Raw genomic sequence first — 14,735 nt, 5'->3', positions numbered from 1 at the left:
CTGCCGATCGTGACCGGCGGAAGGGGTTTCACCTGCGTGTATACCTCGTCTATACCGGGGTGTCGGATGCTCGTGGTCATGTCGAATCGGGGTTGGGAGTTCCGGCTTCTGGGGCCGGTCGAAGTGGGGCAAGGGGACACGACGATCACGGTCGCCAGGCGCGCCCAGCGCTGCCTGCTCGGCCTGCTGCTGCTCGAAGGGGGACGGGTCGTCCCGGTGGGCCGGTTGCTGGAGCTGCTGTGGGACGACGACCCGCCGGCCAACGCCCGCGGCATCCTGCACAGCCACGTCGCCCGGCTGCGCGGCACGCTCGACCCCGAGCGGACGGGGTCACGGGGGTTCCGGCTGTTGCGCCTGGGTGAGGGCTATCTGGCCCAGACCGATGTCGGCGCGGTCGACGTCCACCGGTTCCGGGACCTGGTCGGGCAGGCCCGCCGGTCGGCCGCGCCGGGGGTCCGGTCGCGGCTGCTGAAAGACGCCCTGGCCTGCTGGCGGGGGCCGCTGCTGGCCGACGCCGCGAGCGATCGGCTGCGTGACCGGCTGGGGGTCGGGCTGGAGGAGCTGCGGCTGGGCGCGATCGAGGCCCGCGCGGAGGCCGAGCTGGAGTGTGGGCGGCACCGGGAGCTGCTGCCCGACCTCGCCGATCTGGTGCGGCTGCATCCGCTCAGGGAGCGGCTGATCCGGGCCTACATGATCGCTCTCTATCGCGACGGCCGCAGGCCCGACGCGCTGGCGGGGTATCGCCGGGCCCGCGGCGACTTCGTGCGGGAACTCGGCCTGGAACCGACCAGGGAGCTCCACGAGCTCCACGACCGGATGGCCCGCGCGGACCCCTCGCTCGACTTCAAGCCGTCGAGGGCGTCCGCGCGGCGCTGGTCGTGGCCGGCGACCGGCTGAGAAGCCGCTACCAGCCGGTGTAGTTCACCTCAGGGCTGCTGAGGTGGTTCTTGAACACGGTGGCGAACTCCTGGGCGCCTCTCTTGGTGGGGTGCAGGGCAGAGCGGCTCGCGCATCGGACCCCGTCGGTGATGCAGCCGTCCCGGATGTCGGTGAAGTCGCCGGGGCCGGTCTTGGTGAAGATCACTTGGTTGATCCATGGGTCGGCGTCGCACGCTCCGTGACCGGCGAAGGCCGGCAGGGAGTCCGCGAAGGACACCTCGTTCCCGGCGTCCCGCAGCACCCGCACCGTGTTCTTCGCCTCGATGACGAAATGCTCGCCGAGCCGTTGCAGCATTCCGATCTCGTCCTGGTCGAAGCGCTGGCAGACGGTGCCGCCGACCACGTTCGGATAGCCCATGAGGACGATCTTCGCCTTCTTCCCCCGGTTGCCGTCCTTGTTTTCCGTCCTGCTCTCGATCCGCTGAAGGATGTCGGCGACGTTGGCCGGGAGGCCGTACTCCGTCTTGGTGTTTAGCACGTCGGTGATGCGGGCCCTGAGCTGGTCCTCGTAGGGGCTGCCGCCAGCTTTGCAGTTGATCAGGTAACAGCCGGCCAGGACGTCGGACCAGGCGGCGTCGTTGGCTCCGAGCGACAGGGCGACCAGGGTCGTGTTCTTGGTCAGGAAGCCGCTCTCGATCTGGGCCGCCTCCCGGAACCTGCCCTCCGCACGCCCGCGATAGTCAGACCAGGCGCCGATCGGCTCGTCCATGTACGTGTACTGCGACACGGACAGGTCCTGCGCCGTGGCACCGGAACACGCCACGAACGCGAAGTCCAGCCGAGGGTCGAAGGAGTCGGCGAGCTGGCCAACGGTCTGGGTCTCGCCCGGGAGAACGGTCTGCCTGATCCAGGCGTCGTTGCTGCGCCGGCAGGCGTTCCAGCGTGGCGTCTGGTAGCCGAAGTCGGTCTCGGCGGTGTAGCTCCCAACTCCTTCACCCGAGGTGATGGAGTCGCCCATGGCGACGACGAAGTGCTTGGGCCGCTGCTTCAGCACCTGGAAGGCGACCGCGTCCCAGGAGATGGCCGCCGACCCGTCGCCCTCCAGGTTCAGGTTGGTGAGCGACACCTGCGGCCGCCCGGCGAACTGGAAGACGCCCAGGTTGTACCACTGGTTCTGCTCCCGGCTCTGGTTCAGGTAGCGGGTCTCCTGCGCGCCGTTGCCCAGATGGACCGTGTACGGGGCCTGCTGGGTCTCCGCCCGCCGTTTCGGGATGTGGACCAGGACCCGGGCCCACCCGTTGATGTCCTCGTTCGGCTTCCAGGTGCCGGTCACCCGCATGACGTTGCCGTTCCTGGCGCTGGTGCGGGTGTACCCGAACCACTCGTGGCCGCCGAACCCGTTGCCGAGCTGCTGGAAGTCGGCCCGGGCGGGCACCCGGCCGGCGGAGTCCTGGGCGAACTCGAACGACAGGGTCCCGCTGTTGGTCCACTGGCTGTTGTCGCAGTTGCCGCGCACCGCCGGGACTGTCACGTCGTCGACGATGAGGACCTTCGTCGTGTCTCCGCCGACAGCGGGCAGCCCGGGCGTCTTGCAGGGCGTCCATTGGTCGGTGGGTTCGGCGCGCTCGGTCGAGGCCCAGGTCGAGTCGTACCGGAGAGCCGCCTCATGCCCGCACGCCGACGCGCAATCCTTCCACACCTTGGAGAAGTGCCACCAGCACTTGGAGTCGGACCGCAGGCAGGTGCCGCGCCCGTTCCCCGACGACGGCGGCTGGCACTCGTTGCCGGGCACGCAGAAGGCGTTGTTGTCGACGATCCCCGTGTTGGAGACCGTCGGCACGATCATGGTGCGGTAGCCCTCGGTGCTCCACCACGCGTAGTTGTAGCCGCCCTCGGAGACGTTCTTGTTCTGGGCGGCGTCGAAGTAGGTCTTGGTGATCGGCCACGCCGCCCAGCCCAGCACCTTCTCCTGGTAGGGCCAGTCCTGCGGGTGCGCCGCGTCGGCGTAGCTGTTGTTGTCGAGGAAGGGACGGCGGTCCTGCCGGTAGGACGGGTTGGCGGGGTTGTTCAGCCAGCCCACCCCCCAGGCGCCGTTGTTCGGCGTGCCGTTGTTGTCGATCTTCCAGGCGTCGGCCTTGGCGTGCCAGCCGGAGTTGTACGCCCACACCGCCAAGTACCAGTTCTCGATCTTCGCCGGGTCACCGTCGTTGACCTTCGCCAGCCCGTCGGTGTCGGTCCAGATCTGGTTCCACTTCTGGGCCAGGGTCGACATGCCGGCCGCGATGTTGGTGACGTAGTCGATCGCCACCCGCCTCTGCGTGTTCGCGCTCCACAGGGTCGCGTCGCCGCGCATGTTGTCGGTCTGCTGGGAGATGCCGTAGCCGCAGTCGGCCTTGGTGAAGTCGACGTCCCAGTCGTTGGCGGGGTTGGAGTCGTAGATGTTGACGCCGTAGAAGTTGCCGATCAGCGGGTTGCCGGTCTCGCCCTCCAACACGCTGCGCTGGGCCTGCCAGAGGTTCGACTCCTGCGCGAGGATGCCAAACATGATCGAAACTGGGATGCGTCCGCCGCCCTGCAGGTCCGGGACCGGGAACTCAGTCTGCGGGTTCCACGCGGGCAGCTGACTCGACCCCTTCCAGCCCTGCGGCCGGGTCACGTTCAGCCGGTTCTTGAAGACGAGCTGGTCGACCGCCCACTCCACCTGCCGCCAGTGCGGCTGGTACACCTGGATCGACGGGTCGTTACGCGGGATGGCGCACCGGTAGCCGGTGTCGACGGTCCCGTTGACGGCGGTGGTCACGGCGGGGCCCACCGGTCTGAGGGCCAGCGCCAGCTTGGGGTTGGTGGCGCGTCCCGAGGCCGCCGCCGGGAGCAGATCCTCGCCCGGCTGCACCTCGAAGCCGACGTCGGCCTTGGTCGTGACGACCTGTGCGGTGATGTCGACGGGCTCGGCGTCAGGCACGTCGGGGCTGACACCGGGTTTGTCATTGCCCAGGGTCGTCGCGTCCGGCGGTCCCACGGGCGGGGCGCCAGGGCCCGCGCGCAGCCCCCGCATCGCCGCGCCGGTGACCGCGAGGCCGCCCTCGGAGGAGACGTCGGCCGCCGCCGGGGCGTCCAGGAGTGACACGCCCTGCGGCAGGGCGGCCTGCCGGTCGGCCCGGCCGACGAGGAAGACGCGGCCGTTCGTGCCCGACTTGACCGTCAGCTCGCCCAGGCGGCCCGACGCCAGTTCGCGGGTCGTCCCGGCCAGATACTGGCGGACCTTGACCGACGAGCCGTCGCGGGTAGCGAAGGCCACGCCGCCGTCGGCGGTCGCCCGTAGGTCGAAGGGCACCGATTCGGTCGCGGCGAGTTGCGCGAGCTCGCCGCCCGCCCGCACCTCGACGAGCCGGGCGCCGTCGGCCGCCACCACCATGGTCCCCACGGGGACGGCCGAGGTGAGCTGGCCGGTGGCCACGACGGCCCGGGTCACGCGTTTGGCGGCGGTGTCGACGGTGAGCAGGCGGGTGGTGCCGTGCTGTTCGCTGACGCCCTGGGTGAGCGTGACCGTGTCGCCGGCGCCGCAGCCCGGGTTGAAGTAGGCGAGCGTCACCTGGTCCCGGAGCTTGGTGACGGCGCCGGTCTTGACGTCGATGATCGCGGCGAAGGCGCCCCGGCTGAAGAGCCAGTCGCGGTTGGTGAAGTGGCGCGGCGCGTAGACGGCCACGATCCTGGTGCCGGACCCGGTGAGGCAGGCGTTGCCGATCCACTGGTCGGTGTCCATACCGGGCTCGGTGAGGGTGGCGGCAGTCCGCCAGTGGTAGCCCGAAGCGGCCGTTGCCGTGAACACGTGGAACCCGGTCGCGTCACCGGCCGTGGTGACGGCAAGGTCGCCCGAATTCTGCCAGTTCGCGCCGAGCACGCGGTCGCGTTGCTCCGGCTGGACGGACGACGATGCGAAATGCTGCGGCGGTGGGGTCGGGGAGGGCGCGGGCGGCTCGGCCAGCGCGGGGGTCGCAGGGGTGAGCAGGGTGGCCAGACTGGCGGCGATCGTGGCGCCGATGAGGAGCAACCGGCGAGGGTGTCTCATAGTCGGGAGCATCGGCACGCCGACTTGACACGGCCTTGCCATCGCCCGTCGGCGGCCAGCGGGCTCGGTGCGGCGCCACCTGTACAGGGCGGCTACTACACGGGCTGCAACAGCTCTCGTGAGCCCGTTTCGTTGCGGCACCCGCATACGAGCGTGGCCACGGCACGCTCGGCCAACCCTGCGCCTCCACTGTCAAAACTCGTCGCTTCCGGTGACAAAACCTGGCGTGGGCAGTGACAGAAACTTGGCGCTCACCATTGGGGGTCCCCGTAGTACTCGCGGGAAATCGGGCGGATATGGCCCTGACCTGATGCGCTGTATGCGTTACCGGCGTCGCGTCGCCGGATCCCGGCTGCTCTGCCAGCGGGCGAGCGCCTCGGGGGACACGCGGGCGTAGCGGGCCAGCGAGGCGACGGAGGTATGGCCGGAGTAGGCCAGCAGGGTGGAGGTGTTGGCGCCGTCCTCGGTGGCGTGGGTCAGAGCGGAGTGGCGTAGCTGGTGCAGTGTCCACGGCCCGCCGGGCAGGCCGGCGGTGGCGGCCTCGAACAGTTCGGCGGCGCGCCGGTAGGACAACCGGGCCCGGCCCGAGCCGGGGTCGAGGTCGCCGGACGGCAGCTCGACGCGGGCGCGGCGATCGGTGAGGAAGACGGGTCCGCCGCGGCGGCCGTCCAGCAGGCGGGGCAGCAGCCGGGCGGTGGCGGTCTGCCAGATGACGACGTCGACGGTGCCGCCCTTGCGCCGTACCCGGGCACGGCGGTTGCGCAGATCGAGGTCGTCGACGTCGAGGGCCAGGACCTCCTGAGCGCGGGCGGCGCTCTCGTACAGCAGCCGGAACAGCGTGCGCTCACGCAAGCCCAGGCGCGAGCTGGTGAGCAGCACCTCGATGTCGATCCGCGCCAGCGCCCGAGTGCGGTCCGGAATACGGGTCCGGCGGCGGATACGACGCAGCGGATCCCCCGTCAGCCAGTCCTGATCCCGCCACCAGGTGCACGCCGAGCCGAGCGCGTCCAGCCGCGCGTTGAACGTGGCCGCCGCCGAGCCTGCCCACCGGGCGGTGAACCAGGCGGCCAGTCGGTCGGCGCCGGCCTCGCCCTCCAACGCCGCGAGCGGCGCTGCGGGCCGAACTCGGCCACCAGGGCGCGCAACGCGATGCCGTACGCCCGCGCGGTGTTGGGGTTGGCGATCGTGGCCAGGAACGCCGCGGTCGCGGCGCCGAGCGTGGACCCGCTGGTGGCCGCAGTGTCCAGGCAGCCCCGCGAGCGGGCCGGCACGAAGGTGGCCGGCGCGTCTGCCGGGGACCTTGCGGGCGCTGGTGGCGTTCAGCTCCCGCAGGATCTCCACCGCCTTCAGCAGGTCGGTGGCGGCGATGCCGCCGGCGAAGGCTACCGCGTCGAGAACCTGCGGGGTGAACTGCCGCAGATACCCGTAGGAGCCGTCCAGCGCGGCCAGGTGCCCATGATCGCGCGGCAGCGGAGGCAACGCGGTCGACTGCGCCGAGCGCAGCCGTTCCCACCCGATCCGCTCCCCGCGAAGCAGCCCACCGACCTCCTCGTCCGGCACCGCCGGATCGGCGACGACAGCCAAGATCGCATCCAGCAGCGTCTGCCGGTCTTTTCTGGATTTGGCGCGCTCGGCTAGCGCCTCCCGCATCCGGTGCGCGGCCTTGCTCTCCCGCGCCGAGACCGCCTGATCGAACAACTGCACGACCTCGTCCAACACCTCGGTCGCCGACTGGGTCACCGGCGTCAACAGGATCGGATACCGGCGCTCCGGCTCACGCCGCTGCAACGCCTGCGCCGTCAACCGGCGGCCCACGGTGGCCAGAAACCGGCGCCGCTCCGCCGGCAGCACCGACAGATCCAGCACGTGAGCGCCCATCCCGCGCAGGAACTCCAGCTTCGCGATCTCGGCCTTCACCGCCGCGGGCGAGGCCTCCACCGGCCCCTTGCCCAGCCACCGCTGACGATGTGATCGCCGACCGTGACGGTCATCGGGTCCCGCACAACCCCGCCCGGGCCGAACCGCAGGCTGTGGTGGAGTTCGTGCACGGCGGTGGCCTCCAGCCGCTCCACGTTCTCCGGGAAGGGCCAGAGCGTGATCACGATGTGGCCCGAGATGCCGCCGAACCCGGTCACTCCTTGGCAGGGACCCATGAAGTGCTCGTCACCCGGATCGCCGAGTACGAACAGCACGGTGATGTCCGGGGCCCCCAGTGCCGGCACAGTGATCGACATGGCCGCGATGCTAGAAGTTGACGCAACGTCAAGGTCAAACCAGCGGCGCTCTTCGTCCGGGTACGGCCGGCCTGCCGTCGCCCAGTCCCGTCATGACCGGCGGTTCGCGCTGCTTTGCCCGTGATGACGCCGACCCGAGTGGGCCTTCTGGAGCGTCTCCCCCAAGGTGGCGACGAGCTGGACGATGCGCTGCTCGTCGCGTTTGCAGTGGGTCCACTTGCTCACCCACGCAGCCTTCACCAGGCCCGCCCGCTGCAACTCGGCCATGTACGCCGACACCGTCGGCTGCGCGAGCCCCGCCCTGGCCTGGATGGTGACTCACGCGCACGCCGACCTCGGGATCACGACTCCAGGGCGCTGCCCTGCTTCCACTTGCTGAACGGCATCTGCCAGAAGCCCCAGCCGTTGTCCCACTCCAGGAGCCGGTTGGTGCCGACGATCTTGACGATGTCGCCCCGGTGGAAGTTGTCGTAGAACCACTTGGCCTGGGCGGGGCTGGCGTTGACGCACCCGTGGCTCACGTTGGCCCGGCCCTGGGAGCCGACCGACCACGGCGCGCTGTGGACGTACTCGCCGCTGTTGGAGATGCGCACCGCGTGGTTGACGACCTCCTTGTAGTACCCGGGGTCGCCCTCCTTCTTGCCCGGGGAGATCATCGTGACCGGGTTGCCGCGTTCCATGGTCAGGTGGATGCCGCTGGTGGTGGTGTATTCGCGGGTGGTCGCCTTGCCGGCGCTGATCTTCATGGTCTGCACGACCTTGCCGTCGCGCCGGACCACCATCATGTGGGTCCTGGTGCTGACCGAGCTGATCCAGGCCGCGCCGATCTTGATGGTCGTGGCGTGGTCCTCGACGCCGTACGTGTCGGGGCCGGCCTTCACGCCGGTCAGGTGCGCGGTGAACTTCACCTTCTGGTGGGCGGGCCAGTACTTGGCCGTCCGGTAGATCACGTACTTGTCGTCGATCCACCGCCAGGCGCCCTTGACCGGCTTCTCCGCGTCCACCTCGAGAGCCTGCTCCACGGCGGCCTTGTCCTGCACCGGCGCGTTGAACCGCACCATGATCGGCATACCGATGCCGACGGTCTCCCCCTTGATGCCGGGGGTGACGTCCACGACCTCCAGCCCGACCTTGGGCTTGAGGGTGGTGAACCGGCTGGTCGCGGTGGCCGGGCCACCCTTGCCTGCGGCCTTGGCCGACACCGTGTATCGGGTGGAGGGCTTGAGCGGCTGCTTGGAAGTCCACTTGGTGTGGGTGGAGTCGAACTCGCCCTCGATCGTCTCGCCGCCCGCCTGAACGGTGACCTCCTGCAGCTCGCCGTTGGCGGCCGTGACGACCACGGTCTTGTCGGGGCGCACCTTGGTGGTGTTCGCCGCAGGACTAATCTTGATCGCGGGAGCCGGGACGGCGGGCGCGGCGTCGCCGGAGTCTCCGCCCGCCGAGCCTGGCGCGCCCGATCCGCCGGAGCATGCCGACAGAGCCGCGGTCAGCGCCACGGCGACTCCGGCGATCGGCCACCTCGAACGACTTCCAGTGCTCAGCACAACTACTCCCCCATGAGCGCGAAGGGCACCATAAGACCTTATTCGGGGTTGCCTCTTATGTTGGCATTTTCTCCTGTGCTTAGGTCACATTTCGGTCGCTTCTCCGGTGGACTCGTCTCTGTAGACGGTAAGGTGCGCGTCAAGACTGATCAAGCGGCGAGTAAGGCGCGCCCCGGGGTCTCCGCTCATGAGCGACCCATGCGCGCGCACGCGCGCGCGGCGGCGAACACCCGGCCGCCGACCGAATCGAGGACGACGTCCACCGGCGCGCCGTCGTCGGCCCCCAGGATCCGCCCGGCGTAGCCGTCGGGGTCGGGAGGACACCGCCACGCCGGCGCCGAGTGAGCGGGCCGGGCGGCGGCGGGACGGCGTGGAGGCGGTGGCGATGACACGCGCTCATCTCACCGCGAGAGCCTGGACGTCCCCGTACGACGGGAGGCCTGCGGGGATCTGCCCGCCTGCCGCGACCGTCCGGGCGGTCTCGGCCACCGCGTGCAGGGCGGCCCGCAGCAGCAGCGACCCGGTGCTGATCCGGCGGACGCCGAGCGCGGCCAGACCCGCGACCGTGTGGCGGCCGGGCAGGAACAGCACGTTGAGCGGCAGGTCGACCGCGTCCACCAGCGTCCGCACGTCGTCGTCGGCGGCGACCCCGGGGACGAACACCCCGTCGGCCCCGGCCTCGGCGAAGGCCCGCAGCCGGGCGATGGTCGTGCCCAGATCCCCGGCGCCCAGCCAGTAGGTGTCGGTGCGGGCGTTGACGAACAGCCCCGGCGCCTTCGACTTGACCGCGGCGATCGTCTCGCACTGCTCGGCGAGGTCCGCCAGCGTCCCGTCCGGCCGGCCGTCCTCGATGTTGATACCGGCCACGCCGAGGGCGGCCAGTTCGGCGGCGATCTCGGCCACCCCCTCCGGCGTGTCCGCGAAACCGCCCTCGATGTCCACCGACACCGGGCACGGCAGTCCGGCCAGCCGCCGGGCCAGCGCCAGCGTCTCCGCCGCGGTGTCGCCGGTCGCGTCGGGTTTGCCCGCCGCCGCGGCGACGCCGAGGCTCGTGGTCCCGATCGCGGCGAACCCGGCGGCGGCCAGGACGGCCGCCGAGGCGTGGTCCCAGGCGTTGGGCAGCACCAGCGGGTTCTGGGCATAGTGCAGCGCACGGAAATCGGCACGGTGCAGCGCACGGAAATCGGCACCGTGTGGTGTGCGGAACTTCTCGGCGTGTGTGCTCATCGGGGTCCTTCCATGGTCTCGGCGCCCTCCAGGTGGAGGCCGGCGGGCACGCGCAGGTTCGGCGACGGCTCGTACGGGATCTCGGGATCGGCGAGGCGGTGCCCGAGAGCGGCATCAACGACGCCCGCCGCCAGGGCGAGCGCGGCCTGCTCCCCCGGGCAGGGCCTGATCCCGCTGCCGAATCCCAGGTGCCCGCCGCCCTCGCCGCGTCCCTGCCGGAAACGGGCAGGGTCGAAGCGGTGCGGGTCGGGGAAAACCTCGGGGTCCCGGTTGGCCGCTGCCAGGTCCAGCACGAGGACGGCCCCCGCGGGCACGGGAACTCCCCCGGCCGTGGCGTCTTCGGCGGCCACCCGGCGCGTGAGCCGTACGGGCGGGTCCCACCGCAGGGTCTCGGCGAGCAGCGCCTCGACCGGCCACCGTACGGCCACGTCGGCGGGCAGGCGGGTCACGGCGGCGAGGGTGTTGCCCACCAGGCCGGCGGTGGCGTCGCACGCCTGCACGAGCATCCCCGCGACCGCGGCCAGCAGGCCGGGCCCGGGCTCCTCCCCTCCTTCGCCAAGCGCCGCCGCCAGCACGCCCACCGCCGCGTCCCCCGCGGACGCCTCACCGGGAGCGGGCGGGAGGTGGTAGGCGGCGGCCATGGCCGTCACCGCGACGGCCACCTCCTCCCGCCGGTCCTCCGGAACGCCGAGGCGCGTGGCGAGGACGCCGACCGGGACGCGGCGGGCGATCCTGGCCATCACATCCACGCGGGCCCCGCCCGCCAGTTCGGTGCTCGTCCGCTCGCAGGCCTCGCGGCGCAGCCGTACGGGGTCGAGTGCGTCGAGCAACTCCACAACCCGCGCGCGGCGGCGGGCGTGCTCGTCCCCGTTGCTGAACCTGCTGACCGCTCCCCGCAGCCACGCCATCCCCGTTCCCGGTTGCGCGGCGGGGGCGGCAGGGACGAGGAAGCGGGGATCGGCGAGCACGGCGCGCACGTCCGCGTGCCGGGTGAGATGCCGGTCCCCTCCGGCGGGCGGATCTGCTGTCATCGGTGGCCGGGGGCGCGCGGAGGCCTGCCCCCTTCCCCCTTCCCTGGGTGGTCGTCGCCTCTCTGGCAGGCTAGGGTCGCGATCCTTCGGCTCCGGTCGAACGATGAACGTTTCACGGCCGGGCTGGGGCTCGGCGGCCCGTAGGCATTTGGGCCTTCTCAACGATCGGCGCGCGGGTTATCACAGGGCGGGAGGGCGATTGTGATCCCCGCGCCTCCCAAGAGCGTTCCACGGCTCCACGACTGGGCACCACGCGCCGGGCCATCCCGGCGTCGACATCTCGTACGCCCGCTGGGCACCACCGCGATGGAGGACGGCATGCGCCTGTTACGAACCGTGGTCACTCGATTACTCCTGCTGTGCGCGATGGTCGCCGCGGGCGCCGCCGCCGGCGCGGGGGCCGCGAACGCGGCTGTCCCCGACGTGTGGGGGTTCGCCTACGTCAACACCAACTCCGGCGTGCCGAACCTGTCCTACCAGGCGGGCAGCTGGACGTCCGGCACGGTCACCGTCACCCCCGGCGTCCCCGGGGAGTACTTCGTACGGTTCCCGCAGATCGGAATCCCCAAGGGGGGGATCGCGCACGTGACCGCGATCTCGCAGACGGCCGAGTGGTGCCAGATCGAGAAGTGGGGTCAGGTCGGCACGGACGAGATCGTGGCGGTGCGGTGCTACCGGTATGGCGGAGGCCCGGCCAAGGCACTGTTCTCCATCGTCTTCGCCAGCAGCAGCGGGGCGCTGCCCGCCGGGACGCAGGCGTTCGGCTACGTCTACTGGGACGGCTCGTCCATAGCCTCCGACTACAACTCCTCGCTCGGCGTGAACGCCGTGTTCCACAACGCCACCGGAGACTGGACGGTCTGGCTGCCGGGGCTCGGTTCCACCACGGCGGCGGGGAACATCCAGGTCACCGCGGTCGACTCGGGGTCACCGGCACGGTGCAAGGTGGGTGCCTGGGGCTGGTCTCCCAACGGGCAGAAGATCCAGGTGTTGTGCCACGACGCGACCAGCCTGCCGCGCGACACCGGCTGGACCCTCACCTACCAGCGTGAGCGCGCGATCACCGGGGCGTTCGCGCCGCCGAAGCTGTTCGCCTACACCTTCGACAACACTCCGGCCAACCCCGGGCCGTACGCGCCCCTCCCCGCCGGGGTCAACTTCAACTACCCCGGCGCGATCAACAAGATCCAGTCGGCCGGGACGGGCCTGCGCCTTGTGACCTTCCCCGCGGTCGGGGCGCTGCCCAACGACGTGCAGGTCACGGCGTTCGGTCCCGGTCCGGAGTTCTGCAACCTGCTCACCCTGTGGACGACCTCGGGGTCGGACGTCTACGTCCGCGACGTCGCCTGCTACAACGGCACCACCCGGGTCAACCAGGCGTCGTTCGTGACGTACACCTCGGTGTACTGACGAGGCAGGACGGGGGGGCGGGCGCGCCGGCCAGGACACGAAAGATCAGGGCACGCGGAGGCGGTGGGTGAGCCCCGTGTGGCGGCGGCCCGCCCCCCGCGTGCGCACGGCCTGGCCGAGCGCCCGCCGCGACCCGACGATGACCACGAGCTTCTTGGCCCGGGTGATGGCGGTGTAGAGCAGGTTGCGCTGCAGCATCATCCAGGCGCTGGTGGCCAGCGGGATGACGACGGCCGGATACTCGCTGCCCTGGGAGCGGTGGATGCTGACCGCGTAGGCGTGGGCGAGTTCGTCGAGCTCGTCGAAGGAGTAGTCGACGTTCTCGTCCTCGTCGGTGAGCACGGTCAGCTTGCTCTCCTCGGGGGTGATGGCGGTGACGACGCCGACCGTGCCGTTGAACACCCCGGCCGCGCCCTTGTCGTAGTTGTTGCGCAGCTGGGTGACCTTGTCGCCGACGCGGAAGACCCGCCCGCCGTACCGGCGCTCAGGCATGCCCTCGCGGGCGGGGGTCAGCGCCTCCTGCAGGGCGATGTTGAGCGCGCCCGCGCCGGCCGCGCCGCGGTGCATGGGCGCCAGCACCTGGACGTCCCTGCGCGGGTTGAGCCCGAACTTCCTCGGGATGCGCCGGGCGACCACGTCCACGGTCAGGGAGGCGATCTCCTCGGGTTCCTCGCAGGGGAACAGGAAGAAGTCGGGGAACTCCCGGACCAGGGGGTGCTGGCCGGTGTTGACGCGGTGGGCGTTGACGACCACCCCGGACTCCTGCGCCTGGCGGAAGATCTGCGTCAGGCGCACCCGGGGGATGCCGGGGGCGGCCAGCAGGTCGCGCAGCACCTCTCCTGCGCCGACCGAGGGAAGCTGGTCGACATCGCCGACGAACAGCAGGTGCGCGCCCGGGGCGACCGCCTTGGCGAGCTTGTTGGCCAGCAGCAGGTCGAGCATGGACGCCTCGTCCACCACGACCAGGTCGGCGTCGAGGGGGTTGTCGCGGTCGAAGGTGGCGTCCCCGCCGGGGCGCAGCTGGAGCAGCCGGTGCACGGTGGTGGCCTCGTGACCGGTCAGCTCCGCCAGCCGTTTGGCCGCCCGGCCGGTCGGGGCGGCGAGGATGACCTTGGCGCGCTTTGCGCGGGCGAGTGTCACCACCGAGCGGACGGTGAAGCTCTTGCCGCAGCCGGGGCCGCCGGTCAGGACGGCGACTTTCTCCGTCAGCGCGAGCCGTACGGCCTGGGCCTGCTCGGGCGCGAGGTCGGCGCCGGTCCGGCCGCGCAGCCAGTCGAAGGCGGCCGGCCAGTCCACGTCCGCGAACGCCCCGAGCCGGTCGTGGCCGGAGGTCAGCAGCGTGCGCAACGTGCCGGCCAGCGACAGCTCGGCGCGGTGGAAGGGGACGAGGTAGATCGCGGGGACGGTGCTCTCGCCGTTCTCGTCGCCCTGGCCGTTCTCGCCGTTCCCTCTGGCCGGGACCTCCTCGCGGACCACGCCCTCCTCGGCGACCAGCTCCTCCAGGCAGGCGGAGGTCAGGTCGGGCGGCACCTCCAGGATCTTGACAGCGTCGGCGACCAGGTTGGGGGCCGGCAGGTAGCAGTGGCCGTCGTCGGCGGCCTGGGAGAGCGTGTAGCGCAGCCCGGCCTTGACCCGCTCGGGGCTGTCGTGCGGGATGCCCACGGCCTGCGCGATCGTGTCGGCGGTCTTGAACCCGATGCCCCACACGTCGTCGGCGAGCCGGTAGGGCTCCTTGCGAACCACGTCGATGGAGTCCTCGCCGTACTGCTTGAAGATGCGCACGGCGATGGAGGTGGACACCCCGACGCCCTGCAGGAAGATCATCACCTCTTTGATGATCTTCTGTTCCTCCCAGGCGGCGGCGATCATCTTGGTCCGCTTGGGCCCGAGGCCGGGCACCTCGACCAGGCGCTTGGGCTCCTCCTCGATGACCCGCAGCGTGTCGGTGCCGAAGTGGTCCACGATCCGCTCGGCCATCTTCGGGCCGATGCCCTTGATCAGCCCGGATCCCAGGTAGCGCTGGATGCCCTGGATCGTCGCCGGCAGGACCGTGGTGTACGACCAGACCTCGAACTGCCTGCCGTACTTGGGGTGGGAGCCCCAGCGGCCGGTGAGCCGCAGCGACTCGCCCACCTGCGCCCCGAGCAGCGGGCCGACGACGGTCAGCAGCTCGGTGCCGGACCGTTCGGTGGCGACCCTGGCGATCGTGTAGCCGGTCTCCTCGTTGGCGTACGTGATCCGCTCCAGCACGGCGTCGAGCTGCACGCCGGGCGGCCTGCCCGCGGCGCCTCCGGGAGGATTCGTCATGGGTCGCATTGTCTCCCACCCGGCGGGACACTCC

At 71.1% G+C, this 14,735-nt stretch carries 11 protein-coding genes; 2 read left to right on the top strand and 9 right to left on the bottom strand.

Annotated features, from left to right (window positions below; translation table 11 throughout):
* Positions 1-78: 78 nt before the first annotated feature.
* The gene (locus IL992_RS26595; protein WP_193206102.1) at positions 79-897 is read left to right on the top strand and encodes an AfsR/SARP family transcriptional regulator; all 819 of its coding nucleotides are present in this window, start codon (positions 79-81) and stop codon (positions 895-897) included.
* Between the two features lie 7 nt (positions 898-904).
* Here the strand turns inward: IL992_RS26595 and IL992_RS26590 are convergent, their stop codons facing one another.
* The 8 genes from IL992_RS26590 to IL992_RS26550 form a co-directional block, all read right to left on the bottom strand.
* A complete protein-coding gene (locus IL992_RS26590; RefSeq protein ID WP_193206101.1) occupies positions 905-4,948 on the bottom strand; it encodes a golvesin C-terminal-like domain-containing protein in 4,044 nt (1,347 codons plus the stop codon).
* A 324-nt stretch (positions 4,949-5,272) separates the two neighbouring features.
* Complete coding sequence (locus tag IL992_RS26585) at positions 5,273-6,886, bottom strand: tyrosine-type recombinase/integrase (RefSeq protein WP_319018839.1); 1,614 nt, start codon at positions 6,884-6,886, stop codon at positions 5,273-5,275.
* Positions 6,862-7,182, bottom strand: a complete 321-nt coding sequence (locus IL992_RS26575) for a DUF2268 domain-containing putative Zn-dependent protease (RefSeq protein ID WP_226873832.1) — start codon at positions 7,180-7,182, stop codon at positions 6,862-6,864. Before IL992_RS26575 ends, IL992_RS26585 begins: the two co-directional genes overlap by 25 nt.
* Positions 7,183-7,272: 90 nt before the next feature.
* Positions 7,273-7,449, bottom strand: a complete 177-nt coding sequence (locus tag IL992_RS26570; protein WP_226873831.1) for a hypothetical protein — start codon at positions 7,447-7,449, stop codon at positions 7,273-7,275.
* A 74-nt stretch (positions 7,450-7,523) separates the two neighbouring features.
* Positions 7,524-8,678, bottom strand: coding sequence for a L,D-transpeptidase (locus tag IL992_RS26565; protein ID WP_319018838.1), 1,155 nt, complete (start codon positions 8,676-8,678; stop codon positions 7,524-7,526).
* Between the two features lie 233 nt (positions 8,679-8,911).
* Positions 8,912-9,118: a hypothetical protein gene (locus IL992_RS26560; RefSeq protein WP_193206100.1), complete on the bottom strand. Its 207-nt coding sequence runs from the start codon at positions 9,116-9,118 to the stop codon at positions 8,912-8,914.
* A gap of 4 nt (positions 9,119-9,122) precedes the next feature.
* Positions 9,123-9,953, bottom strand: coding sequence for an isocitrate lyase/PEP mutase family protein (locus IL992_RS26555; protein ID WP_193206099.1), 831 nt, complete (start codon positions 9,951-9,953; stop codon positions 9,123-9,125).
* On the bottom strand, positions 9,950-10,984 hold the full coding sequence (locus IL992_RS26550) for a cytochrome P450 (protein WP_226873830.1): 1,035 nt from the start codon (positions 10,982-10,984) through the stop codon (positions 9,950-9,952). Before IL992_RS26550 ends, IL992_RS26555 begins: the two co-directional genes overlap by 4 nt.
* 318 nt (positions 10,985-11,302) lie before the next feature.
* On the opposite strand from IL992_RS26550, the gene IL992_RS26545 reads away from it, so the two are divergent.
* The gene (locus IL992_RS26545) at positions 11,303-12,394 is read left to right on the top strand and encodes a hypothetical protein (protein WP_193206098.1); all 1,092 of its coding nucleotides are present in this window, start codon (positions 11,303-11,305) and stop codon (positions 12,392-12,394) included.
* A gap of 45 nt (positions 12,395-12,439) precedes the next feature.
* On the opposite strand, the gene recD2 is transcribed toward IL992_RS26545, so the two are convergent.
* Positions 12,440-14,701, bottom strand: a complete 2,262-nt coding sequence (recD2, locus tag IL992_RS26540; RefSeq protein WP_193206097.1) for an SF1B family DNA helicase RecD2 — start codon at positions 14,699-14,701, stop codon at positions 12,440-12,442.
* Positions 14,702-14,735: the final 34 nt, after the last annotated feature.

The sequence above is a fragment of the Microbispora sitophila genome, from assembly GCF_014892245.1.
Lineage (GTDB): Bacteria > Actinomycetota > Actinomycetes > Streptosporangiales > Streptosporangiaceae > Microbispora > Microbispora siamensis.
The sequence above is the reverse complement of the archived record's forward strand: the minus strand, read 5'-3'. Positions and strand labels throughout refer to the sequence as shown.